We start from the raw sequence: 22,644 nt of genomic DNA, 5'->3' as shown, positions 1-22,644 counted from the left end.
AAGATATTTCTCGAACTTAAGGGCAACGGAGCCGAGCCAAGGTTGTTGAGCCTCGGAAATATTTTATCAATACAAGAAAGCGCCATAGGGCGCTTTTTTTCTTTTCTTTATTTTTGATGAAATTATCTTAGGCAAATCCTATTCCCAATGAATATCACAAAGAGCATTGAGACCCTATTCAAGCGGTTTCTTCCTTCTCCTTTTACCATTGCCATTTTATTGACGCTAATAACCATGCTGTTGGCCTTCTTCTTTACCCCTTCCAGATCCGAAGGAAACCATTTGTTGGAGATCTTTTCATACTGGGAAAGCGGCATATGGAACAATGACCTCTTGGTCTTTGCGTATCAGATGATGTTGATCTTGGTGTTGGGCCATGTTTTGGTGTTGAGCAAACCCATGAATCATCTGATCATGAAGCTTGTATCCTACGCGTCCAATACCGAAAATGCAGTGATGTTGGTGAGTTTCTCAACAATGCTCGTCTCTTTCTTTAACTGGGGACTTGGATTGATCTTTGGAGCGATCATGGCACGGAAGGTAGCCGAAAACGCCCAACAAAATGGCTATGCCCTCAATTACCCTTTGGTAGGGGCCGCGGGTTATGTGGGGCTGATGATCTGGCATGGCGGAATTAGTGGTTCTGCACCGTCAAAAGTGGCAGAGGAAGGGCACATCAAAAGTTTTTTGGGCGACGTGTTGCCAGCCGATGTGTTGACCACACTTCCAGACGCCATTAGTTCTAGCGAGACCATCTTTAGCTGGTGGAATCTTTTGATATTTGCGATCTTGTTGGTGATCATCCCGGTATTTCTCAGGCTTCTTGCAAAAAGGAGCGACCCTACTGAGATCAACCTGCCCAAGTATATGTTCCAAGCAACAAAAGGACAAGCACAAGGTGCGGAAAAGCTCGATGCTTCAAAGGTATTGGCTATTGGCGTTGGTAGCCTTTTATTGATCACGTTCTTCTATCAATATTGGGCAAAGATCAGTGATTTCGAACAATTAAAACTAACCCCAAATATGCTTAATTTCCTAATGTTAGGGCTAGGTGTGCTGCTTCACGGTAGTTTTAAAAGCTTTCTCAATGCAGTAGAAGAGGCGATCAAGGGAACCTCGGGCATATTGATTCAGTTTCCACTGTATTTTGGCATCATGGGAATTATGAAAAGCACTGGAATGGTCACAAGTATTTCGGATTTCTTTGTTTCGGTAGCCACAGAGACCACCTTACCGATATTTACCTTCTTCAGTGCCGGACTGGTGAATATTTTTGTACCTAGCGGAGGTGGGCAATGGGCCGTACAAGGGCCTATCGTCATTGAATCGGCAGTACGCCTAGGAGTGCCGTTGCCCAAGGCGATCATGGCCTTGGCCTATGGGGATCAGGTTACCAATATGCTACAGCCATTTTGGGCGTTACCACTTTTAGGCATCACCAAGCTTAAAGCAAAAGAGATCCTCCCGTACACCCTGCTATTGATGCTGTTGGGAAGTACTATCTATATTCTAGGACTTCTCCTACTCTAAAAGAAAAAGCCTCGGACTCCTCCGAGGCTTAGTATTGTGGTTTTAGGTTTCACCTTCAAAATACAAACTCAAAAAGCAATGATGAAAATAATTTTGTTTTTAAAGGCTATTACAAATTTGGTTAAAAAACTTCGAATTTCAAAGGAATAGCTGTTATTTTTGGGGTCTCAAAGACCTTAAAAAGAGCGCTTAAGTAATAATTAATGTTTTTTCTTACCGAAAAATTAGAATTTCCACCTCCTCAAAGTGCCTCTCCTGAGGGAATCGTTGCCGTTGGTGGCGACCTTTCACCACAACGGCTTATGCTAGCGTACCATAGCGGTATCTTTCCTTGGTTCGAGGATGATGAGGTATTACTGTGGTGGAGCCCCGATCCAAGAATGGTGCTTTTTCCCGAGCAATTGAAAGTTTCAAAAAGTTTACGACAGGTAATACGTAGCAAAAAATTCAAAGTGACCTTCAACAAGGCGTTTAAGGAAGTTGTTGCCAACTGTGCGATGATCGATCGTCCGGGGCAAGATAGTACTTGGATTACCAAAGGGGTGGTGGATGCTTATTCTGAACTACACAATTTAGGTCATGCACAATCAGTGGAGGTCTGGCAAGAAGATGAACTTGTTGGAGGTGTTTATGGGGTCGACTTGGGAAATATCTTTTGTGGAGAAAGTATGTTTTCTAAAGTGAGCAATGCCAGTAAAGTAGGATTCGTTTATTTGGTGGAGAAGCTCAAAAGGGAGAAATATAAGCTTATCGATTGCCAAGTGTACACCAAACATCTAGAAAGTTTGGGGGCCAAAGAAATACCGAGGAAGGAGTTCTTGAACGTTCTAAAGGCTTAATTTTAAACAAAATAACTTGGTTTTTATCTTAAAAAGGCTATCTTAGTTATTCCCTAATCTAAAAATACCTACGTTATGCCTACGCTAAGAACCAAACGCTTGGTGCTCATCATCTTTTCTGTGATGTCCTTTAATGTTCTTTTTTCCCAAGAAAGAATTCTTCCCAAAGGACTCGACGCATCCGAAAAAAGTCTGATATCCGATTTTCAGTTTAGAAGTGCTCGATTAAGCGCACCTCCATCTGGACCTGTAAGAACCGCAGCAGAATGGGAAGAAGTTGAATATCTGGTAGTGCGATGGACCTCTGGTTTTCAAAACATCCTTCGACAGATCGTACAGGTCGGGGTCAACGAATGTAAAGTGATGATCGTCACACAAGACCAGGCCTCGGTATCTTCCTATCTTAGCTCGGCCGGTGTGGACCTGACCAATGTGACCTTTGTCAATACCCAATCCAATAGTATTTGGATACGAGACTATGCCGGGAACACCATCTATTCGAACGATGTTGGGCAAAGAGCTTTGGTCGATTGGATCTATAATCGTCCTCGCCCTTATGACGACCTCGTGCCATCCGCACATGCAAGTGCCATCGGGATCCCACTCTATGAAACGAATTCCGGAACGAATGACCTTGTAAATACAGGAGGGAACTTTATGTCTGATGGACTCGGCAATGCCTTTGCATCCGAGCTTGTATTGGACGAAAATGCCGCCGGAAATCCTTACGGAGTTACCACAAAGACCGAGGCTGAGATAGATGCGATCATGTCCAATTATATGGGTATCAATAATTATATTAAAATGCCTGTATTGCCATACGATGCCATTCATCATATTGATATGCATATGAAACTTTTGGACGAAGAGACCTTATTGGTCAGCAAATATCCTACAGGGGTAGCAGATGGCCCCCAGATAGAAGCGAATATCCAATATGTATTGAATAATTTTCAATCACCATTTGGTACTCCATACAACGTAGAGTGGATAGATGCACCGCCTAGCACTTCTGGAAACTATCCAGACAACGGAGGATATTATCGCACCTACAGTAATTCACTTATCGTAAACAAGTCCATTCTTGTTCCTACATATCGACCCAGTGTCGATGGTCCTGCCTTGGCCCGTTATCAAGAATTGATGCCGGGATACAATGTCGTGGGAATCGATGTGGACAATTCAGGTGAAAATCTGATATCCATGGTAGGAGCTATTCACTGTATCACCCATACCATTGGGGTAAGCGATCCTTTATGGATCGTTCATCAGCCAGTGGATCTGGCTTTTTATGGTAGTGTTATAACGATTGACGCATCCCTAAAGCATAATTCGGGCATCAGTGATGCAAAGGTCTTTTGGAGAGAGGAAGGAACGACGACCTTCAATGAAACGACGATGACCCTTGTTAGCGGCGATAATTGGACCGCCGATCTTCCGTTGGCGGCAAGTACTAACAATCTAGAATATTACATCTGGGCAGAGGCAAATTCAGGAAAGACGATCACTCGTCCATTGGTGGCCCCAGCAGGTTATTGGACCACCACGATCGATGCAACGCTCTCTACAGAAGATTGGGCGCAGAAGAACATTTCGGCACCTTATCCTAATCCTACAAGAGGGAACGTTTCCTTTGACCTGAATAATGTAGAAGGACCAGTTGACGTTTCCATAAGTAATATGCTTGGTCAGAAATTATATACCACAAATATTCAACATGGAAATGGAATTTTGGACCTAAAGCTCGATGCCGATTGGAATGGGCCGCTAGTCATTTCCTTTTCGGGTGATTTTGGGAAGGTAAGCAGGAAGATCATTAAGCTCTAAAGTGAGAAAATAAGCATCGTATGCAGAAATAGGACGTATTGCGTTCTTTGTGTGTAATCTTCCCACCTAAACTCGCTACCGAGCTGAATTTTGGTCTTGGCACTAACAAGCCAGCCAATATCCAATGATAGTCGCTGGTCCAGTTGTGGATTATTTGCCTTTGCAACACTTAGCAGGCTTTCTGTAGAGGTAACAAGATAGGTTTCTCCAATGTCGAGCGTTTCTCCGTTAAGTGGAAGATCCAGGGCGAAACGATAGCGAAATCTATGAATAGTAAGTGACCTCGTAAAACGTTGTTCTGTTCTAATGCGATGCCCAAGCCTCAATTTTTCGTTGGTATGCGTACTATTGAATTGTTGTGTAAATCGAAGTTCATTGCTGTTTCCCGCAAAAATTTCTCTGAAGCGATATTTTATCCCAAATGCGATACTTCGCACGTTGGTCAGTTTTAGCTTAGAAAAGTGATCAAAATCCAATTGCCGGGTGGTAAATTTTAAATTTTCGGTCTCGTAGATGTAATTTCTTTGTTCCACACTAAAATTATGCGAGTAGTTAGTGCCAACCTTATAGTTGAGTGCAACTTTGGGCTGCCAAAAACCAGTGAGGTTCTCTTGTGAGAATGCAAAAGAACTTAAAAGAATTGCAAAAAGGATTATGCATCTATCAATATAGGACATGCTCATAGCCTGTTGATAAAAGTTCTCTAGAGAGCAAAAAATTTCCTTCGGCATCAAATAACAACTCATAATACCTATATTCCTTTTGCTTCTTGCCAGATACGACGATCTCATAGTTTAGACCCTCGATCAACAAGTTTTGAAATGCCTTGTAAATGGTGCTTTGGGTATCTTCGGCGTCTGCACATGGATATTGTTGTTGAATTTTTTTGATGCGAAACTTCTCAAAATGCTTTTTGAGATATGCATTCATTCGATCATAACTGGCTTCTGGGATTTCAATCTTTTTGATCACAAACTCAATATCTTCAAGAACTCCTTGTTCATTGAATTCCACACTATAAAATGCTCTCCTCTTTTTGAATTTTATTTCATAACTAATATTGTCACCGTCAATTTCCTTGTAATATCTTACTCTTCGTGCATCCATTAGCTGTGGTTCTAAGGATTGCAAAGCATTTTTTGGAAATTGTTCCTTATCTATCCGAAACTCCCGCTCCTCTTTTTGTTGGGCAAAACCGAGAGATGCTATGAAAAGCAATAAGAAGAGTATTTTAGCCTTGTACTTCATGATATCTGAAACAATTGATTTCGTGGTCGTTGACCATCCCTGTAGCTTGCATATGGGCATAGATAACAGTGGTTCCTACAAACTTAAAACCACGTTTCTTAAGGTCTTTGCTTATCTTATCTGAAAGTGGTGTATTTGCCGGAGCGTCTCTATAGCTCTCAAATTCATTGACAAGAGGTTTTCCATCGACAAAGCCCCAGATGTATTTGCTGAAACTTCCAAACTCCCCTTGAACTTTCATAAAAGCTTGCGCGTTGGTGATCGTGGCCTTTATTTTCAATTTGTTGCGAATGATGCCAGTATCTTGCATCAAACTTTCAAATTTGGTGCTATCGTAGGTGGCGATCTTCCTATAGTCGAAATGGTCAAATGCCTTTCTGAAGTTTTCGCGTTTCCGCAAAATAGTGATCCAACTCAATCCGGCTTGAAAAGTCTCCAGGATCAAGAATTCAAACAATTTATCTTCGTCATAAAGTGGTTTTCCCCATTCTTCGTCATGGTATTGTTCGTACAATGGGTCTCCTTCACACCATCCGCAGCGATGTTTATTCATGTTGGTGCCAATATTTTTAGGTAGCTAGTATTTATTTTCTCTATTTTTTGATAGAAGAAAGATATGTAAGTTTTTTCTAAAATAAGCACTAATCAGGGGTTATCATTATAATTTCGTCAACAAGAATAATACACATCAATAATGGAAGTATTTGAGAGAACCGTCATCGATACAGCTTTGGACAAAGCGATGTCCTATTCAGAATACAAGGCACTTGTGAGTCGATCGATCGAAAAAGGGCTTTCTACCGGACCGGAGCAATCAGAGGCCTTGCTCAATTACTCCAAGTTAAATGACCGTAGAATGAAACGGTTGGATAAGACCATCAAACTCTCTGAAAAGGCAAGACAACGGGCATTGAGCTTTCGCGGTGATGTCATTTGGTTGGTGCTTACAGAGAGTTGGTGTGGCGATGCGGCCCAGACCATGCCGGTCATAGATAAGATCGCTGCACTCAATGAGGGTATTGATTTCAAGGTGGTACTTCGGGATGATAATTTGGAGTTGATGGATCAATTTTTGACCAATGGCAATCGCGCGATCCCTAAACTCATTGCAATTGATAAGAAGGATGGAGAAGTGATCGGAGAATGGGGTCCTAGACCTACTACTGCAACACTGATGGTGAAAAATTATAAGGAGCAATATGGGAAGTTGACGCCAGAATTTAAACAGGAACTTCAAGTTTGGTACAACAAAGATAGGGGGCAGGATACCGAGAGAGATATTATCGAGCTATTGGGTTAGCTTATTTTCCTTGAAAGTAGTAGGTAATAGTGCCTTTCTGTGAACTCTTCGATAGGTCTTCGGTAAATTTAGCACGCCGCGCATAGGCCAAAGCATTGTCCCAGAGACATCCAACACTAGAAGTGGACGCAGTTTCATTCACTTCAGCTTCGATCACGTCACCATAATCATCTACGGTGATATTCACTACGATCTTTCCACCGCTCATACAGGTGTATGTTGGATTTGGAAGATGCTTTCTCGCCTTTCTGCCTAGTAATGAATAGGAAGCCGAACTAAAACGATTGCTGGTATCGTTATTTTTGGCAATTTCTTCGGACAGGTCCTTGCCATTAGAAGCCAATTCTTGTTTTTTAATGACCGAAGCGACCCTGTTATCATTTTCATTGTTCAACTCACCGTCCTCTTCGGAATCCGATTCGTTCGGGTCATCCTCCGATTCATTCTGTTGTGCTTCTTCCCTTATCTCATCCAAAGTCTTGAATTCCTCGATTTCCCTTTCCAATGCCTTTTGATCTTCATTGAACGCTTGGTTGGTCTGTAAATTTTGTGCTAAGTCCGTTAATTCTTCCTCTACCAATTGTTCTTCTTCCTCTTCTAACTCCTTAAGCACCTCCTCCGAAGCCGTCAGTTCATAGAATTGTTCTGGCTTATGCAAGGAAAGCCCTATATTGAAAACCAAGCTCACTACGAGCAAGGCGATCATACTGGTAATTATTAGGGCTTTATGTTGTGATTTAAGTCTCACAGCTTTAAAAATAACAATATTCGTTAGAATTTATTGTAGCTCAGCAATATAGTAATTTTCTACAAAAGGATGCTAGCTTCAAATTCTTGAGGCGAAATGGCGTCCTTTACATCGAACTCACCGATCTTCGTGCGTCTTAATGAAGAAAGATGACCGCCACTATTTAATGACTTTCCAAAATCGTTAGCGATAGACCGAATATAGGTGCCTTTGCTACATACGATCCTAAAGCTTACTTCGGGCAAGGAAATTTGGGTGATTTCAAAGGTGTCAATTTGTACTTTTCTCTTTTTTATTGCGATCTCCTTTCCTTCGCGAGCAAATTCATACAATCGCTTCCCATCTTTTTTTAAAGCTGAAAAAATAGGTGGGACCTGCTCCACTTCCCCTGTAAATTGTTGGGTGGCTGTAGTTATCAATTCCGCAGTGATATGTTCAAAGGGATAGGTTTTGTCAATTGGGGTCTCCAAGTCATAGGAAGGGGTGGTAGCCCCAAGGGTGATAGTGCCTGTATACTCTTTCACTTGCCCTTGTAATTCTGGGATGCGCTTGGTGAACTTCCCCGTGCAAATGATCAAGAGCCCTGTTGCGAGTGGGTCAAGTGTACCAGCATGGCCGACTTTGATCTTCTTAAGGTCGAATTTCTTTTTCAGTACCCACTTGATCTTATTTACGGCCTGAAACGAACTCCACACCAAAGGCTTGTCGATTAGTAGTATTTGTCCGTCTATAAAGTCCTCTGCTGTCTTGGTCATTGCTATGTATTGTTCAGTATTTCGGTCGCTATTCTTTCTACTATGCCAACGACCAAAGCATTGCCCATGAAGAATGCGCGCTTGGCATTGGTGATCCCGGGCAGTTTGGTGTGATCGTCAGGAAACATGTTTAACCGTTCTAGTTCGATGGGCGTTAATCGTCTAAGTCCGTTATCGGTTTGTACCACATGCTTGAAGCGTGAGGCTGATTTTCCTCCTTCTCCCGTAATGATGGTCCTGGAAGGCTTATCCAGTGCGTCGGGAAAGACCATGCTGCCTTCGCTGTAATGATATTCAAAGCCATTGCTGCTTTTTCTCACCTCCTTCTTAGCTCCCTTTAGATATTCCCATTTGGAAATTTCTTCTTCGGGAATGAAAAATTCCTCTTCAGCCTCTCCGTTTTGGAGGATGTCCTTGAGTGTGGTTCGGCGACCAGAAAAACTCGCAGTGGTCTTGCCAGTGTAAACAGTTCCATCTAGAAAGACACCGCTATTTTCAAAAGGAGACCCCTTTTTATTCTTGTTGAAATCCTTGCTAAGGGCAACAAGGTCTCCATCGATGGCAAAACGTTTTAATGAATTCGTTTCTGTAGTTGAGGCAAATGAAGACGCCATGAGGCCATCTTGCGATATCCAATCGGCTTTACTACTTTTTTGGATGATCTTGTGGATTTTTGTGCTCTTGTGATAGGCTAAGATAAAGACACGTCTTCTTCGTTGTGGCATGCCATAGTCGGCCGCATTGATCACCCGCCATTCTACGGCATAATCCAATTCCTCAAGACTTTTAAGAATAATCGCAAAGTCTCTTCCTCGTTGAGAAACTGGCGATTTCAGCAGACGATCAACGTTTTCTAAAAGAAGATACTTTGGTTTGTTTTTCTTTTCGGAGAGAATTCTATGGATCGACCACCATAACACCCCTTTTTTTCCTATAAGGCCCTTAGAATTTTTCAGTGCAGTAGCCACCGAATAATCTTGGCATGGAAAACCACCAACCAAAAGATCATGGTCTGGAATGTCATCGGTCGGAACTTCAGAAATATCCTCATTGGAATGATGCGCTGCACCAAAACGTGCTTCATACACCAACGAGGCGTGCTGCGTTTTGGTGGAAGGTTCCCATTGGTTGCTCCAAACTATTTCAAAGACTTTATCGGTGAAATTCCGATTGGCCTGCTCAAGGCCTAATCTAAAGCCCCCAACACCGGCAAACAACTCAACAACACGAAGGATTTCTTTTGACATTTTCCATATTTAGGACATGCAAATATAACAGAAGCGTTCGACCGATCCAAATGTGTTATCGTTAAGTCTTAAAGGTGATGACCGGGCGCAGCGCATGATTGACGAGATCTTCGCTTAAACTACCATTAAAGAAGTGCGCCAAACCCTTTCGGCCATGGGTGCTAATACCAATGAGGTCGGCGTCGATGCTCTTGCTAAAATTCATAATGCCATGTTCGATAGTATCGTCGTTATAGATGTTGTAGGTGCAATTAGGAATATCGAATTTGGAAGCAAATTTTTCCATTCTCTCCGTGGCTGCATGACTCGTTATGAATTTGTTGGGAGTATTGACCATCAACAAATGAATTTTAGCATCGAAGGAAGTTGCAAATGATAAGGCTTTCTCGAAAGTAGCTTTGTATTCGCTCCCAAAGTCGGAGGCAAATACGAAATTCTCTACATTCAAGGTTTCCATGTCTTTTTTAATGACGAGCACCGGAACATCTGCATTGCGAACTACCTTCTCGGTATTGGACCCAATAAAGAGCTCTTTCAGCCCTGTTGCACCAGCCGACCCCATAACGATAAGGTCAATGTTGTGCTTCTTCACAGAATCGATGATACCGTCAAAAGCCTGATGAAATTCGACCGTTTCTTGCACATCGATGCCTTTGAGGTAGGGTTGTTGAAGCAATTTTTCAAACTTTTGATGGGCCAATTTCATAAAGTATATGGCCTCTGGCAATTCGCCACTGCTTCCTGCGGTGGCCAAATGTAAGGGAAGCTCCAGCATGTGTAACACATATAGGGTGGCATTGTTCTTTTTGGCTAGATGCGCAGCCACTTTTAATGCATAAGCGGCCTTTTCGGAAAAATCGGTGGGTACGAGTATTTTTTTCATCATAAGATCAAAGGTTGATTATAGTATTAAAGTTACAAATAAATTTACTGTGTGGGCTGTATATAATTCCATAGAAAAATCGTATATTTGCACCGTTGTAAGAAAAAGTATCAGAGAGGGGACCAAAAGTCCCCTCGTTTTATAAGTACAATTGATGTTCAAAGAGCGCGTATCCCAACTTCTAGAAGAAGTGTTATCGATAAATGAAGATCTATTCTTGATAGACTTCACCATTGACGCTGGCAATAAGATCAACATAATTCTAGATGGCGATAAGGGTGTGACGCTGAAGAACTGTATGGATGTAAGTAGGCACATAGAGCACAACCTAGATAGGGAGGCAGAGGACTTTTCTTTAGAAGTTTCTTCTGCAGGGGTTTCTGCTCCTCTTAGACATGTGAGACAGTATGTCAAAAATATAGGCAGAAAGCTTAGTGTTAGAGCGGCTGGGGAAACGATAGAAGGCAAAGTGATAGCGGCTACGGAAGATGCGGTCACCCTGGAGTGGAAAGCTCGAGAGCCTAAACCTGTCGGTAAAGGTAAGGTGACTGTTACGAAGCAACAAGAGATAGCTTACGATGATATAGAAGAAGCAATAGTTATGATAACATTTTAATTTGAAGTACGCATGGAAAATCTTGCATTGATTGATTCTTTCTCAGAATTTAAGGATGATAAGCGTATCGACCGTGTAACGCTAATGGCAATTTTGGAAGACGTTTTTAGAAACGCGCTTAAGAAAAAGTATGGTTCTGATGATAACTTCGATATCATTATCAACCCAGATAAAGGAGATTTGGAGATATGGAGAAACCGAATAGTCGTTGCCGATGGTGAGGTAGAGGACGATAATCAGGAAATAGAGTTGAGCGCAGCGCGCAAGATCGAGCCTGATTTTGAAGTTGGTGAAGATGTTTCAGAAGAGGTAAAACTCATCGATCTGGGAAGAAGAGCGATTTTGGCATTGCGTCAAAATCTGATATCAAAGATTCATGAACACGATAATACCAATCTCTACAAACAATTCAAGGAGTTGGTCGGTGATATTTATACAGCAGAAGTGCATCACATTAGACACAGACAAATTGTGTTGTTGGACGATGAGGGCAATGAGATCATTCTGCCGAAAGAAAAGCAGATACCTTCCGATTTCTTTAGAAAAGGAGAGAATGTGAGAGGTGTGATCGAAAGTGTTGAGCTTAGAGGTAACAAACCGATGATCATTATGTCGCGTACGGCTCCAGAGTTTCTTGAGAAATTATTTGAGCAAGAGATACCAGAAGTATTTGACGGATTGATAACTGTGAAGAAAGTGGTAAGGATCCCTGGTGAAAAAGCAAAAGTAGCGGTAGATTCTTATGATGACAGAATCGACCCGGTAGGAGCTTGTGTGGGAATGAAAGGGTCGCGTATTCACGGTATCGTTAGAGAGCTTGGCAATGAGAACATCGATGTGATCAACTATACCAATAACAACCAACTCTATGTGACAAGGGCGTTGAGCCCGGCGAGAATTACATCGATCAAATTGGACGACGAGAAAAAGCGGGCCGAAGTATACCTTAAGCCAGAAGAAGTTTCCAAGGCTATTGGAAAAGGTGGTTTCAACATTAGATTGGCCGGTCAACTCACAGGATACGAGATCGATGTGTATAGAGAAGGTGTAGAAGAGGATGTGGAACTTGCAGAATTCTCTGATGAGATCGAAGCATGGGTGATAGAAGAATTTAAAAGAATAGGTTTGGATACGGCCAAGAGTGTTTTAGAGCGAGATGTTCAAGATCTTGTGAAGATCACCGACTTGGAAGAAGAGACCATAGAGGAGGTCGTCCGAATCTTAAAAGAGGAGTTTGAGGACTAAAAAACCTCAAGCTAGGGTTTTTTATATATTTTTGGGGTTAAATTAACAGTAGCGCATGGCTGAAAACAGAACAATGAGGCTTAATAAAGTATTACGTGAACTCAACATTTCGTTGGATAGAGCGGTAGAGTACCTTTCTTCAAAGGGATTTGAAGTAGAGGCTAGACCTACTACGAAAATATCTGCCGAGGTGTACAACGTTTTGCTTGACGAATTTCAAACTGACAAGAGCAAAAAAGTTGCTTCTAAAGAAGTTAGCGAAGAGAAAAGGAAGGAGAAGGAGGCGCTTCGTATTCAGTTGGAAAAAGAGCAAGAAGCCAAAAAAGTTCGTCAAGAAGTCGTAAAGGCCAAAGCGTCAATAGCTGGCCCAAAACAGGTTGGGAAGATCGACTTGGAGCCAAAAGAAACACCCGAAGAGACCCCAGAAAAAGAAGAGACTCCAAAAGCACCAGCTGTTAAGAAAATTGAGACCAAAGCTCCAAAACTGGCTGGTCCAAAAATTGTAAAAGATAAGATCGACCTGCCCGAATCTGATAGTGCTAAGAAGGTTTCTGAAAAGAAGAAGTCAGAAGAGGTGAAAGCAAAACCGGTGGTGAAAGAAGCTACAAAGGAGGCTAAAACCGCTGAAGCACCTGATGAGCAGAAAAAAGAGCGCATCAAAACGCAGTATCAAAAGCTCTCAGGCCCGAAGATGACCGGGCAAAAAATAGATCTTGCACAATTCAACAAACCAAAGAAGAAAAAGGAAGAGTCCAAAGGAGATTCTAGCGACGATAAGAAGAAACGCAGAAGAAGGATCACCAAGGAAGGTGCTTCCTCCCCGGGTAGTGGGCAAGGAGGTAACCGCCGAACAGGCAATACCAACGATCGTGGAGGTAGAAAAGGACGTAAACGTCAAGCACCTGTTGCGAAAGTAGAGCCTACAGAAGAGGAAGTACAAAAACAAGTAAGGGAGACCCTCGAAAAGCTTCAAGGGAAAACCTCGAAATCGAAAGGGGCCAAGTATCGCAGAGAGAAAAGAGATATTCACCGTCAAAAGACCGAAGACGAGCAAGCGGCTATCGAGGCGGAAAGCAAAGTACTAAAAGTGACAGAGTTTGTCACCGTTGCCGAGGTTGCTACCATGATGGAAGTGCCCGTCACCGACATTATTTCTGCATGTATGTCTTTAGGGATGATGGTTACGATGAATCAACGTCTAGATGCCGAAACATTATCTATTGTCGCAGACGAATTTGGATATCAAGTAGAGTTTGTAACGGCCGATATCGAAGAGGCCATACAAGAGGATGAAGATGCTCCTGAAGATTTAAAATATAGAGCGCCGATCGTTACCGTTATGGGTCACGTTGATCATGGTAAAACATCATTGCTCGATTATATCAGAGAAGAGAACGTCATCGCAGGAGAATCTGGAGGTATTACACAGCATATTGGGGCCTATGGCGTTCAATTACAGAACGGTCAGAAAATAGCGTTCTTGGATACACCCGGTCACGAAGCCTTTACGGCGATGCGTGCGCGCGGTGCCCAAGTGACAGATATTGCGATCATAGTGATCGCTGCCGATGATGACGTGATGCCTCAGACAAAAGAAGCCATCAGTCATGCGCAGGCTGCAGGAGTTCCGATCGTGTTTGCAATTAACAAAGTGGATAAGCCAACGGCAAATCCAGACAAGATCAAGGAGAAATTAGCAGCCATGAATCTATTGGTGGAAGATTGGGGCGGTAAGATCCAATCGCACGATATCTCAGCTAAAACTGGAACTGGCGTCAAAGAATTGTTAGAGAAAGTATTATTAGAGGCTGAGTTGCTCGACCTGAAAGCAAATCCAGACAAGCCTGCCTCTGGTACGGTGGTCGAAGCATTTTTGGATAAAGGACGTGGATACGTGTCTACCATTTTGGTGCAGGCGGGTACTTTGCGCATTGGAGATTACGTGCTCGCTGGTAAAAACAGCGGTAAAGTAAAAGCCATGCATGATGAACGAGGGAAGAATGTAGAGGAAGCCGGGCCATCCACGCCAGTATCGATCTTAGGATTGGACGGAGCGCCTCAGGCGGGTGACAAGTTCAATGTGTTTGAAGATGAGCGTGAGGCAAAGCAAATTGCTGTAAAACGTACTCAATTGCAACGAGAACAGTCGGTGCGTACGCAAAGACATATCACACTAGATGAGATAGGACGTCGTATCGCTTTAGGAGACTTCAAAGAGTTGAACATCATTCTCAAAGGAGATGTTGATGGTTCTGTGGAGGCATTGACCGACTCTTTCCAAAAACTTTCAACAGAAGAGATTCAAGTAAATATCATTCACAAAGGTGTTGGTGCAATTACGGAGTCTGATGTCTTATTGGCCTCGGCCTCGGATGCGATCGTCATAGGATTCAACGTACGTCCAATGGGGAACGCTCGCCAGTTGGCAGATAAGGAAGAGATCGATATCCGTACATACAGTATCATCTATGATGCGATCAACGATCTCAAAGATGCCATGGAAGGAATGCTTTCACCAGAGATGAAGGAGGAGATCACGGGTAACGCCGAGATCCGAGAAACCTTCAAGATCTCCAAGGTGGGTACCATTGCAGGGTGTATGGTCACCGATGGCAAGATCTATCGCAATTCGGGTATTAGACTCATCCGTGATGGAGTGGTCATATATACTGGAGAACTTGCTTCGCTGAAACGATTTAAGGACGATGTCAAGGAAGTCTCGAAAGGATATGACTGTGGTCTGCAGATAAAAGGTTACAATGACATTAAAGAAGGTGATATTGTGGAAGGCTTCCAAGAAGTGGCCGTCAAGAAGAAACTGAAGTAATAGTATCGTAAATATATAAAAAAAGGGCATTCAACTATGAATGCCCTTTTTTCGTCTATCTCGATAGCTTCCTTCTTCTTTATACCATATATTAATAGCTCTGAGGCCACACAGGTCTTTATTTGATATGCTGCGCTCTGAACGCTTCGTTACTTCTGTGGCGCCAACAGAAAGGCAGAAGGAAATTTTTTCTTTACTTCGGCCAAACGCTGGTCGGCTGTAAGTCGAGAAGTATATCTTCCAACATGCACCTTGTAATATGGAGTTTCAAAATACAAATTGGCTCTCCAATCTGGATATAACGACCTAAACTCCCCTAAAATCTTTTCTGCTTTGTTCAAAGATCCGTAGTACAGCTGAATGCGATAGTACATCCGATCGATGTCTTCATTTACCTCTTTTTTTAAGGCTAGTAGGCGGTCTATTTTTGGGTCCTGAACGATAGTGAGTTTCCCGTCTGGAATTATCAAACTAGGGATGCTATCTTGGGCCTGAGCCAGATTTATTTGTGCTGTTAGAAAGAGACCTGCAACAAGGCCAATTCTCTTGAAAGGTGCTAAAATGCTCATAATGAACTTAAATTTCTGCAAAGTTAAAATAATAGAACTTAAACAAACCTTATTTATTATTTAGAACAATTATAAATTATAAATTAAGAATACCCTAACATTTTCCATATCGTAGCTAAGTCGTATTTTTGTGTCCGGTTTTTAAACGGTGTTTTTTGCTGTATTTGCATAAAAAATCGTGCCAAAAGATAGACGATAATTTACATTTCAATATGAAAAAGGTGTATCACCGTAATTCTGTTTCAAGAATTTTTGGTTTTGCTTTAGCATTCCTGCTAACATTTTCAACCGCTCTATTTGCCCAAGAAGGCGATGTCGCCGCCGGGAAATCGCTCTTTAATCTCAATTGTGCTGCATGTCACAATCCATACAAGGATATGACGGGTCCAGCGCTTAATGGGGTTACTTCAAAGTATGAGCGCGAATGGTTGTACAAATGGATCAACAACAATGCAGCGCTCATCGCTTCTGGCGATGCCGATGCCATTGCTGCTAGCGAATGGAGTCCTACAGCGATGAACGCATTCCCGTTGTTGACAACAACAGAGATGGATAACATTCTAGCCTACGTAGAACAGCCAAAACCTGAGCCAGTTGTTGCGGCAGCTCCGGCTGGAGGTGGCGCTGTAACAGGAGGTTCGGGAATCTCTAACGAACTCATTTTGGGTGCGCTCGTATTGATCTTCGGTTTGTTGGTGATGATGTTGTTCTTGGTAAACAAGACCTTGCGCAGAATTGCTGAGGCCAATGGCGTGGAGATCGAAGAAGAGGCGGAAAAACGCTTACCGCTTTGGAAAGCGTTCGTTCAGAATCAATTCTTGGTGCTCGTTTCAACCATTTTCTTATTGTTGGCTGGAGCTTATTTTGCTTATGGCTATTTGATGCAGATAGGGGTTGATCAAGGGTACGAACCTGTTCAGCCAATTCACTACTCACACAGAATTCACGCTGGAGAGAACAAGATCGAGTGTAAATATTGCCACTCTTCCGCAAGGGTGTCCAAACATTCCGGAATTCCAGCTTTGAACGTTTGTATGAACTGCCACAAGTATATTGGAGAGGTCGCCGCTGAAACTTTGGCCGAAGGTCAGCAAGAATACGGCATCGACTACAATGCAGAGATCCAGAAGTTGTACAAGGCCGTTGGTTGGGATGGCCAGCAATATACCGGCGAATCACAGCCCGTAAAGTGGGTTCGTATTCACAACCTTCCAGATTTCGTTTACTTCAACCACTCACAACACGTAGAGGTTGCCGAGGTGGAGTGTCAGACCTGTCATGGGCCTGTGGAAGAAATGGAGATCATGTATCAGTATTCTTCTTTAACGATGGGCTGGTGTATCAACTGTCACCGCGAGACTAACATCAAGGTTGAAGGCAACGAGTACTATGCAAAAATTCACGCAGAACTTTCTAAAAAATACGGTGTAGAAAAGCTCACGGCTGCCGAGATGGGTGGTCTAGAATGTGGTAAGTGCCACTATTAAGAGTATTCTATAAAATCAATAATTAAGAAGTTAATTTATCTATATAACATGGCATCAAACAAAAAATACTGGAAAAGTGTTGAAGAGCTGAACCCAAACAGTTCCGTTGTTGAGACGCTAAGACAGAATGAGTTTGTTGAGGAGATCCCGGTGGACGATTTTCTTGGGGATAAAGAAACCCTAGAAACGTCTTCTACAACTCGCCGAGACTTTTTAAAATATGTAGGATTCAGTACAGCGGCAGCGTCATTGGCGGCATGCGAGGGTCCTGTGGTAAAATCAATCCCTTATGTAGTACAGCCAGAGCGTATTCGTCCTGGTGTTGCAGACTACTATGCTACGACCATCGCTGATGGATTTGATTTTGCAAATGTATTGATCAAAACTCGCGAAGGACGTCCTATCAAAGTTGAAAATAACAAAGACGCCAAAGTCAACGGAGGTGCCAATGCTAGAGTAAATGCTTCGGTACTTTCTTTATATGACAGCTTGCGATTGCAAGTTCCAAAGATCGATGGAGAAACAACAGATTGGGTTACTTTCGATGCCAAAGTGATCAATCAGTTGAGCGCTTTGCAACGTGCAGGAAAAGAAGTGGTATTGTTTACACAAACATTTGCTTCACCTTCGACCAAAAAATTAATTGAAGAGTTCAAACAAAAATATAGCAACGTACGTCACGTAGTGTACGATGCGATCTCGGAATCTGCAGCGCTAGACGCGTTCGAGGCCAAATATGGCGAACGTGCGATGGCAGATTACGATTTTGAGAAGGCCGACCTGATCATCTCTATCGGTGCAGATTTCTTAGGAGATTGGCAAGGTGGTGGATATGACGCTGGCTATGCCAAAGGGCGTATTCCAAAAGGCACAAAAGGTCACAAGACCATGTCGCGTCATATTCAATTTGAGGCGAATATGTCTCTGACTGGTGCTAATGCTGACAAACGCATATTGGCTACTCCCTCTCAGCAAAAGGTAATACTCGGAAACTTGTACAAAGCCTTAAATGGAGGTGCTGTTTCTGGTGATCATGCTGCCGAAGTAAAAGCGATTGCTGCAGAGATCAGAAAAGCGGGTTCAAAAGCAGTTGTGGTATCTGGAATCGATGATGCAGGCGCACAATCGGTTGTATTGGCAATCAATGAAATGCTTGGAAGCGAGGCCATTGATACTGCAGCTCCACGAAAAACACGCCAGGGAAGCGATAAAGCGGTAGCCCAATTCTTGGCAGATGCCAAGGCGGGAAGAGTAGGCGGAGTGATCATGGCCGGAGTTAACCCTGTGTATTCTTTACCCAATGGAGCAGAGTTCGCCGAAATTTTGAAGGGACTGGAACTTTCAGTGGTATTCACCATGAAAGAAGATGAGACAGCGCTTGCTTCAAAATATGTGGCTGCAGCTCCTCATTATTTAGAATCTTGGGGAGATGTTGAGATAAAAAAAGGGCACTTTAGCTTAGTGCAGCCAACTATTCAGACCTTATTTGATACCAAACAATTTCAGGACGCCATATTGACGTGGACTGGAAACGATAAATCATATTACGAATACATCAAGGAAAATTGGAGTGCTGGAATCTTAGGGGGAACCTCTTGGAACAAGGCGCTGCATGATGGTGTTTTTGCTGGTTCAGCACCTGCGGCAGTAGAAGCTGCGGCAGAAGCTCCAGAAGGAGATGTTGCCGAAACAGCAGCAACTGAGATGGCGGCAGTGCCAACCTCTGTAAATAGCCAAATCACAGATGCGGTCACTCAAGCTAATAAATTAGCTGGGACAAAGAAAGCAAATGGGTTTGAGCTTACACTCTATTCTAAAGTTGGGATGGGTGATGGTCAACAAGCCAATAATCCATGGCTGCAAGAATTCCCAGACCCTATAACAAGGGTGTCTTGGGACAACTATCTGACCATTTCTTCTGCAGATGCAGCCAACTTGGGTATAGAAAATTGGAATGTAGCCACTGGAGCCTTGGATGGTCACTATGCAAACATCACGGTGAATGGTGTGACGGTCACTGCCCCTGTGATCATTCAACCTGGTCAAGCTCCCGGTTCGGTCGGATTGGCCTTTGGTTATGGAAAGAGAGCTGGTTTAAAACCAGAAATGCAGACAGGAGTAAACGCTTTCCCATTATATAACGGTTTCAATGCCGTTCAAGATGTTACCATCGAGAAAGCAAGTGGTTCACATGAATTTGCGTGTGTGCAGCTGCACAACACCTTGATGGGGCGCGGCGATATCGTAAAGGAGACCACCTTAGAAGTTTTCAATACAAAAGATAAAAAATACTGGAACGAGATGCCTCATGTGTCCAAAGACCATGAGATGATCGATGCAACTTCTCCTGAAGCCAATCTTTGGGATGAATTTGATCGTTCTATCGGGCATCACTTCAACTTGTCGATCGACTTGAACGCGTGTACCGGATGCGGTGCTTGTGTGATCGCTTGCCACTCGGAGAACAATGTTCCTGTTGTAGGTAAGGAAGAAGTGCGTCGTTCAAGAGATATGCACTGGTTGCGCATCGATAGATACTATTCTTCTGCAGATACCTTCGAAGATGATAATCAATTCAAGGATAATATAAGCGGACTTACTGGCGAAACTGGGTCGCTTGAAGGATTTGGGCAAATGGAAGATCCTGCTGCCAATCCTCAAGTAGCATTCCAGCCAGTGATGTGTCAGCATTGTAACCATGCGCCTTGTGAAACTGTTTGTCCGGTTGCGGCGACGTCGCACGGACGTCAAGGACAAAACCACATGGCCTACAACCGTTGTGTTGGAACAAGATACTGCGCAAACAACTGTCCTTATAAGGTACGTCGTTTCAACTGGTTCTTGTACAATAAGAACGATGAATTCGATTACCACATGAACGATGATCTCGGTCGTATGGTGTTGAATCCAGATGTTGTTGTACGTTCTAGAGGGGTCATGGAGAAATGTTCGATGTGTATCCAAAAAACTCAGAAGACCATTCTTGATGCAAAACGCGATGGAAGGGAAGTTGGGGCTGGAGAATTCGAGACCGCTTGTTCTGCAGCTTGTGGCAATGGTGCAATGACCTTTGGTGATATCAATAATAAAGAAAGTAAAGTGGCTGAGTCTTTGAAAGATGACAGAATGTATCACTTGTTAGAGAGCGTTGGGACAAAACCCAATGTTCAGTATCATGTGAAAGTGAGAAACAGCTAAGACCGAGAAATAAATTAACTAAGAAACAATTATAAGAGGATTATGGCGTCGCATTACGAAGCACCTATAAGAAAACCCTTAGTAATAGGAGATAAAAGCTACCACGATGTAACGGTGGATATTGCAGCTCCTGTAGAAGGAAAAGCCAACAAACAATGGTGGTTGGTTTTTTCAATTGCCCTAGTTGCATTTCTATGGGGATTGGGTTGTATTATTTACACGATCTCTACCGGTATTGGTAGTTGGGGATTGAATAAAACTGTAGGATGGGCCTGGGATATCACCAACTTTGTATGGTGGGTAGGTATCGGTCACGCAGGAACATTGATTTCGGCCGTATTATTGCTATTTCGTCAGAAATGGAGAATGGCGATCAACCGTTCTGCAGAGGCGATGACCATCTTTTCGGTTGTCCAAGCAGGGTTGTTCCCAATCATTCACATGGGGCGTCCATGGTTAGGATATTGGGTGTTGCCAATTCCAAACCAGTTTGGTTCTTTATGGGTTAACTTTAATTCCCCACTTCTCTGGGACGTATTTGCAATCTCTACCTATCTATCCGTATCGTTGGTATTCTGGTGGACAGGATTATTACCAGATTTTGCGATGATCCGTGATAGAGCTGTGAAGCCTTTCCAAAAGAAGGTATACAAAATATTATCGTTCGGTTGGTCGGGTAGAGCTAAAGACTGGCAGCGCTTCGAAGAGGTTTCTTTAGTGTTGGCAGGATTGGCCACGCCGCTGGTACTTTCGGTACACACGATCGTATCTTTTGACTTTGCTACCTCGGTAATTCCAGGTTGGCACACGACGATCTTCCCACCGTATTTCGTTGCGGGGGCGATCTTTTCGGGATTTGCGATGGTAAACACCCTATTGATCATTATGCGTAAAGTGGTTAGTCTTGAGGCCTATATCACGGTTCAGCATATCGAATTGATGAACATTGTGATCATGATCACAGGTTCTATCGTTGGATGTGCCTATATCACCGAATTATTCATCGCTTGGTATTCTGGTGTTGAATATGAACAATATGCATTTTTAAATAGGGCAACAGGACCTTATGCTTGGGCATATTGGGCGATGATGACCTGTAATGTGTTCTCTCCACAATTCATGTGGTCGAAGAAACTAAGAACAAGTATTATGTTCTCTTTCATCATCTCTATTGTGGTAAACATCGGAATGTGGTTCGAGCGTTTCGTGATCATCGTTACCTCATTGCACCGCGATTATCTTCCATCTTCATGGACGATGTTCTCGCCAACATTTGTCGATATCGGGATCTTCATAGGAACAATTGGATTCTTCTTCGTATTGTTCCTTTTATACGCAAGAACGTTCCCAGTGATCGCGCAGGCGGAAGTGAAGACCATCCTGAAATCCTCAGGAGAAAGATATAAGAGATTAAGAGAATCTGGTGAAAGTTTGGTAGGTACGGGAGCCGATGAGCGCACCTCAAAGCCTGCCGCAAGCAAGACGGTCTTTATAAAGGCCGAAGAGCCGATCATTGTGGAGAAGGAAAAAGAAGAGCAATTGAATGACCTTCTTGGTTCTTTGGGAACATTCGACCCGAATACCCAGACAGCTGACGATCTTAAAAGAGTGAGTGGAATAGGACCTAAGATGGAGGAGACCCTTAACCAAATAGGAATCTACACCTTCGCTCAGGTGAGCAGAATGACAGAAAAAGAATATGACTTGTTAGATAGTATCACTGGTTCTTTCCCAGGAAGGGCACAAAGAGATGACTGGGCAGGTCAAGCAAAGAATTTTTTAAACGATAATGCATAATTATGGCTTCAAAAGTTGTACAAGCAATTTATAACGATGACGATGTGCTAATGAATGCGGTAAAGCAAGTCCGCGCTGCGCATCATCATATCGAGGAAGTATACACACCATTTCCGGTTCACGGGCTAGATAAGGCCATGGGCTTGGCTCCAACACGAATTGCCATTATGTCGTTTATCTATGGCTGTATCGGACTTACCGTGGCCATTGTGATGATGAATTTTATCATGATCGAGGATTGGCCACAGAACATTGGTGGTAAACCAAGCTTTAGCTATATAGAGAACATGCCGGCCTTCGTTCCTATCATGTTCGAATTAACTGTATTCTTTGCAGCACACTTGATGGTGATCACCTTTTATTTGAGAAGTAAGATGTGGCCATTTAAGGAGGCGGAGAATCCAGACGTTCGTACGACAGATGATCATTTCTTAATGGAGATCGCCGTTCATGGAAATGAAGAAGAAGTTGCGGCACTTTTGAAAGAGACAGGCGCAGTAGAAGTTAATATTCAAGAAAAGCACTAAT

The 22,644-nt window shown here is 43.0% G+C and carries 19 protein-coding genes; 11 read left to right on the top strand and 8 right to left on the bottom strand.

Annotated features, from left to right (window positions below; all coding sequences use genetic code 11):
* Window positions 1-147: 147 nt before the first annotated feature.
* The 3 genes from ACFQ1M_RS02300 to ACFQ1M_RS02290 all read left to right on the top strand — a co-directional run bounded on the left by ACFQ1M_RS02300 (window position 148) and on the right by ACFQ1M_RS02290 (window position 4,196).
* Window positions 148-1,530: a short-chain fatty acid transporter gene (locus ACFQ1M_RS02300; RefSeq protein WP_386403264.1), complete on the top strand. Its 1,383-nt coding sequence runs from the start codon at window positions 148-150 to the stop codon at window positions 1,528-1,530.
* A 203-nt stretch (window positions 1,531-1,733) separates the two neighbouring features.
* On the top strand, window positions 1,734-2,369 hold the full coding sequence (gene aat, locus ACFQ1M_RS02295) for a leucyl/phenylalanyl-tRNA--protein transferase (RefSeq protein WP_386403261.1): 636 nt from the start codon (window positions 1,734-1,736) through the stop codon (window positions 2,367-2,369).
* 75 nt (window positions 2,370-2,444) lie between these two features.
* On the top strand, window positions 2,445-4,196 hold the full coding sequence (locus ACFQ1M_RS02290; RefSeq protein ID WP_386403258.1) for an agmatine deiminase family protein: 1,752 nt from the start codon (window positions 2,445-2,447) through the stop codon (window positions 4,194-4,196).
* On the opposite strand, the gene ACFQ1M_RS02285 is transcribed toward ACFQ1M_RS02290, so the two are convergent.
* From ACFQ1M_RS02285 to ACFQ1M_RS02275, 3 genes are read right to left on the bottom strand one after another with little or no spacing between them, the layout of a single operon-like run.
* Entirely contained in the window at window positions 4,193-4,873 is a 681-nt protein-coding gene (locus ACFQ1M_RS02285; RefSeq protein ID WP_386403255.1) for a DUF2490 domain-containing protein, read from the bottom strand. The genes ACFQ1M_RS02290 and ACFQ1M_RS02285 overlap by 4 nt on opposite strands.
* The gene (locus tag ACFQ1M_RS02280) at window positions 4,860-5,444 is read right to left on the bottom strand and encodes a hypothetical protein (RefSeq protein ID WP_386403253.1); all 585 of its coding nucleotides are present in this window, start codon (window positions 5,442-5,444) and stop codon (window positions 4,860-4,862) included. The genes ACFQ1M_RS02285 and ACFQ1M_RS02280 overlap by 14 nt, the downstream gene beginning before the upstream one ends.
* Window positions 5,428-5,997 carry a DNA-3-methyladenine glycosylase I gene (locus tag ACFQ1M_RS02275; RefSeq protein ID WP_386403251.1) on the bottom strand — a complete coding sequence of 190 codons (570 nt, stop codon included), beginning with the start codon at window positions 5,995-5,997 and terminating at the stop codon, window positions 5,428-5,430. Before ACFQ1M_RS02275 ends, ACFQ1M_RS02280 begins: the two co-directional genes overlap by 17 nt.
* Before the next feature lie 141 nt (window positions 5,998-6,138).
* On the opposite strand from ACFQ1M_RS02275, the gene ACFQ1M_RS02270 reads away from it, so the two are divergent.
* Window positions 6,139-6,744 (top strand): thioredoxin family protein, encoded by a 606-nt coding sequence (locus tag ACFQ1M_RS02270; protein WP_386403248.1) that lies wholly within the window; start codon window positions 6,139-6,141, stop codon window positions 6,742-6,744.
* Between the two features lies 1 nt (window position 6,745).
* Here ACFQ1M_RS02270 and ACFQ1M_RS02265 read toward each other — a convergent pair whose 3' ends face one another.
* From ACFQ1M_RS02265 to ACFQ1M_RS02250, 4 genes are all read right to left on the bottom strand, one after another.
* The gene (locus ACFQ1M_RS02265) at window positions 6,746-7,450 is read right to left on the bottom strand and encodes a hypothetical protein (RefSeq protein ID WP_386403245.1); all 705 of its coding nucleotides are present in this window, start codon (window positions 7,448-7,450) and stop codon (window positions 6,746-6,748) included.
* A gap of 101 nt (window positions 7,451-7,551) precedes the next feature.
* Entirely contained in the window at window positions 7,552-8,247 is a 696-nt protein-coding gene (gene truB, locus ACFQ1M_RS02260) for a tRNA pseudouridine(55) synthase TruB (protein ID WP_386403243.1), read from the bottom strand.
* Between the two features lie 2 nt (window positions 8,248-8,249).
* Complete coding sequence (locus ACFQ1M_RS02255) at window positions 8,250-9,494, bottom strand: DNA cytosine methyltransferase (protein ID WP_386403241.1); 1,245 nt, start codon at window positions 9,492-9,494, stop codon at window positions 8,250-8,252.
* Between the two features lie 61 nt (window positions 9,495-9,555).
* Window positions 9,556-10,377, bottom strand: a complete 822-nt coding sequence (locus ACFQ1M_RS02250; RefSeq protein WP_386403649.1) for a universal stress protein — start codon at window positions 10,375-10,377, stop codon at window positions 9,556-9,558.
* Between the two features lie 154 nt (window positions 10,378-10,531).
* Here ACFQ1M_RS02250 and rimP point away from each other — a divergent pair, with 154 nt between their 5' ends.
* The 3 genes from rimP to infB are packed head-to-tail and all read left to right on the top strand — an operon-like array spanning window position 10,532 to window position 15,065.
* The gene (rimP, locus tag ACFQ1M_RS02245; protein ID WP_386403238.1) at window positions 10,532-10,993 is read left to right on the top strand and encodes a ribosome assembly cofactor RimP; all 462 of its coding nucleotides are present in this window, start codon (window positions 10,532-10,534) and stop codon (window positions 10,991-10,993) included.
* A gap of 12 nt (window positions 10,994-11,005) precedes the next feature.
* On the top strand, window positions 11,006-12,238 hold the full coding sequence (gene nusA, locus ACFQ1M_RS02240; protein ID WP_386403235.1) for a transcription termination factor NusA: 1,233 nt from the start codon (window positions 11,006-11,008) through the stop codon (window positions 12,236-12,238).
* Window positions 12,239-12,293: 55 nt separating this feature from the next.
* Window positions 12,294-15,065: a translation initiation factor IF-2 gene (gene infB / locus ACFQ1M_RS02235; RefSeq protein ID WP_386403232.1), complete on the top strand. Its 2,772-nt coding sequence runs from the start codon at window positions 12,294-12,296 to the stop codon at window positions 15,063-15,065.
* A 149-nt stretch (window positions 15,066-15,214) separates the two neighbouring features.
* Here infB and ACFQ1M_RS02230 read toward each other — a convergent pair whose 3' ends face one another.
* Window positions 15,215-15,634 carry an SPOR domain-containing protein gene (locus ACFQ1M_RS02230; RefSeq protein WP_386403229.1) on the bottom strand — a complete coding sequence of 140 codons (420 nt, stop codon included), beginning with the start codon at window positions 15,632-15,634 and terminating at the stop codon, window positions 15,215-15,217.
* 212 nt (window positions 15,635-15,846) lie between these two features.
* Here ACFQ1M_RS02230 and ACFQ1M_RS02225 point away from each other — a divergent pair, with 212 nt between their 5' ends.
* Genes ACFQ1M_RS02225 through ACFQ1M_RS02210 form a run of 4 tightly spaced genes read left to right on the top strand, consistent with a single transcriptional unit; the run spans window position 15,847 to window position 22,643 of the window.
* On the top strand, window positions 15,847-17,121 hold the full coding sequence (locus ACFQ1M_RS02225) for a c-type cytochrome (protein ID WP_386403227.1): 1,275 nt from the start codon (window positions 15,847-15,849) through the stop codon (window positions 17,119-17,121).
* Window positions 17,122-17,169: 48 nt separating this feature from the next.
* Window positions 17,170-20,319 carry a TAT-variant-translocated molybdopterin oxidoreductase gene (locus tag ACFQ1M_RS02220; protein WP_386403224.1) on the top strand — a complete coding sequence of 1,050 codons (3,150 nt, stop codon included), beginning with the start codon at window positions 17,170-17,172 and terminating at the stop codon, window positions 20,317-20,319.
* 42 nt (window positions 20,320-20,361) lie between these two features.
* Window positions 20,362-22,116, top strand: a complete 1,755-nt coding sequence (gene nrfD / locus ACFQ1M_RS02215; RefSeq protein ID WP_386403221.1) for an NrfD/PsrC family molybdoenzyme membrane anchor subunit — start codon at window positions 20,362-20,364, stop codon at window positions 22,114-22,116.
* A gap of 2 nt (window positions 22,117-22,118) precedes the next feature.
* The gene (locus ACFQ1M_RS02210) at window positions 22,119-22,643 is read left to right on the top strand and encodes a DUF3341 domain-containing protein (RefSeq protein ID WP_386403218.1); all 525 of its coding nucleotides are present in this window, start codon (window positions 22,119-22,121) and stop codon (window positions 22,641-22,643) included.
* Window position 22,644: the final 1 nt, after the last annotated feature.

Source organism: Sungkyunkwania multivorans, from assembly GCF_042675645.1.
GTDB classification, from domain to species: Bacteria; Bacteroidota; Bacteroidia; order Flavobacteriales; family Flavobacteriaceae; genus Sungkyunkwania; species Sungkyunkwania multivorans.
The sequence above is the reverse complement of the archived record's forward strand: the minus strand, read 5'-3'. Positions and strand labels throughout refer to the sequence as shown.

What these genes read in the sequence shown, in the direction of transcription:
- ACFQ1M_RS02225 (WP_386403227.1), top strand. Translation starts at nt 15,847, where the DNA reads ATGAAAAAGGTGTATCACCGTAATTCTGTTTCAAGAATTTTTGGTTTT.
- rimP (WP_386403238.1), top strand. Translation starts at nt 10,532, where the DNA reads ATGTTCAAAGAGCGCGTATCCCAACTTCTAGAAGAAGTGTTATCGATA.
- infB (WP_386403232.1), top strand. Translation starts at nt 12,294, where the DNA reads ATGGCTGAAAACAGAACAATGAGGCTTAATAAAGTATTACGTGAACTC.
- ACFQ1M_RS02290 (WP_386403258.1), top strand. Translation starts at nt 2,445, where the DNA reads ATGCCTACGCTAAGAACCAAACGCTTGGTGCTCATCATCTTTTCTGTG.
- ACFQ1M_RS02250 (WP_386403649.1), bottom strand. Translation starts at nt 10,377, where the DNA reads ATGAAAAAAATACTCGTACCCACCGATTTTTCCGAAAAGGCCGCTTAT.
- ACFQ1M_RS02285 (WP_386403255.1), bottom strand. Translation starts at nt 4,873, where the DNA reads ATGTCCTATATTGATAGATGCATAATCCTTTTTGCAATTCTTTTAAGT.
- nrfD (WP_386403221.1), top strand. Translation starts at nt 20,362, where the DNA reads ATGGCGTCGCATTACGAAGCACCTATAAGAAAACCCTTAGTAATAGGA.
- ACFQ1M_RS02270 (WP_386403248.1), top strand. Translation starts at nt 6,139, where the DNA reads ATGGAAGTATTTGAGAGAACCGTCATCGATACAGCTTTGGACAAAGCG.
- truB (WP_386403243.1), bottom strand. Translation starts at nt 8,247, where the DNA reads ATGACCAAGACAGCAGAGGACTTTATAGACGGACAAATACTACTAATC.
- ACFQ1M_RS02265 (WP_386403245.1), bottom strand. Translation starts at nt 7,450, where the DNA reads ATGATCGCCTTGCTCGTAGTGAGCTTGGTTTTCAATATAGGGCTTTCC.
- nusA (WP_386403235.1), top strand. Translation starts at nt 11,006, where the DNA reads ATGGAAAATCTTGCATTGATTGATTCTTTCTCAGAATTTAAGGATGAT.
- ACFQ1M_RS02300 (WP_386403264.1), top strand. Translation starts at nt 148, where the DNA reads ATGAATATCACAAAGAGCATTGAGACCCTATTCAAGCGGTTTCTTCCT.
- ACFQ1M_RS02210 (WP_386403218.1), top strand. Translation starts at nt 22,119, where the DNA reads ATGGCTTCAAAAGTTGTACAAGCAATTTATAACGATGACGATGTGCTA.
- ACFQ1M_RS02220 (WP_386403224.1), top strand. Translation starts at nt 17,170, where the DNA reads ATGGCATCAAACAAAAAATACTGGAAAAGTGTTGAAGAGCTGAACCCA.
- ACFQ1M_RS02255 (WP_386403241.1), bottom strand. Translation starts at nt 9,494, where the DNA reads ATGTCAAAAGAAATCCTTCGTGTTGTTGAGTTGTTTGCCGGTGTTGGG.
- ACFQ1M_RS02230 (WP_386403229.1), bottom strand. Translation starts at nt 15,634, where the DNA reads ATGAGCATTTTAGCACCTTTCAAGAGAATTGGCCTTGTTGCAGGTCTC.
- aat (WP_386403261.1), top strand. Translation starts at nt 1,734, where the DNA reads ATGTTTTTTCTTACCGAAAAATTAGAATTTCCACCTCCTCAAAGTGCC.
- ACFQ1M_RS02280 (WP_386403253.1), bottom strand. Translation starts at nt 5,444, where the DNA reads ATGAAGTACAAGGCTAAAATACTCTTCTTATTGCTTTTCATAGCATCT.
- ACFQ1M_RS02275 (WP_386403251.1), bottom strand. Translation starts at nt 5,997, where the DNA reads ATGAATAAACATCGCTGCGGATGGTGTGAAGGAGACCCATTGTACGAA.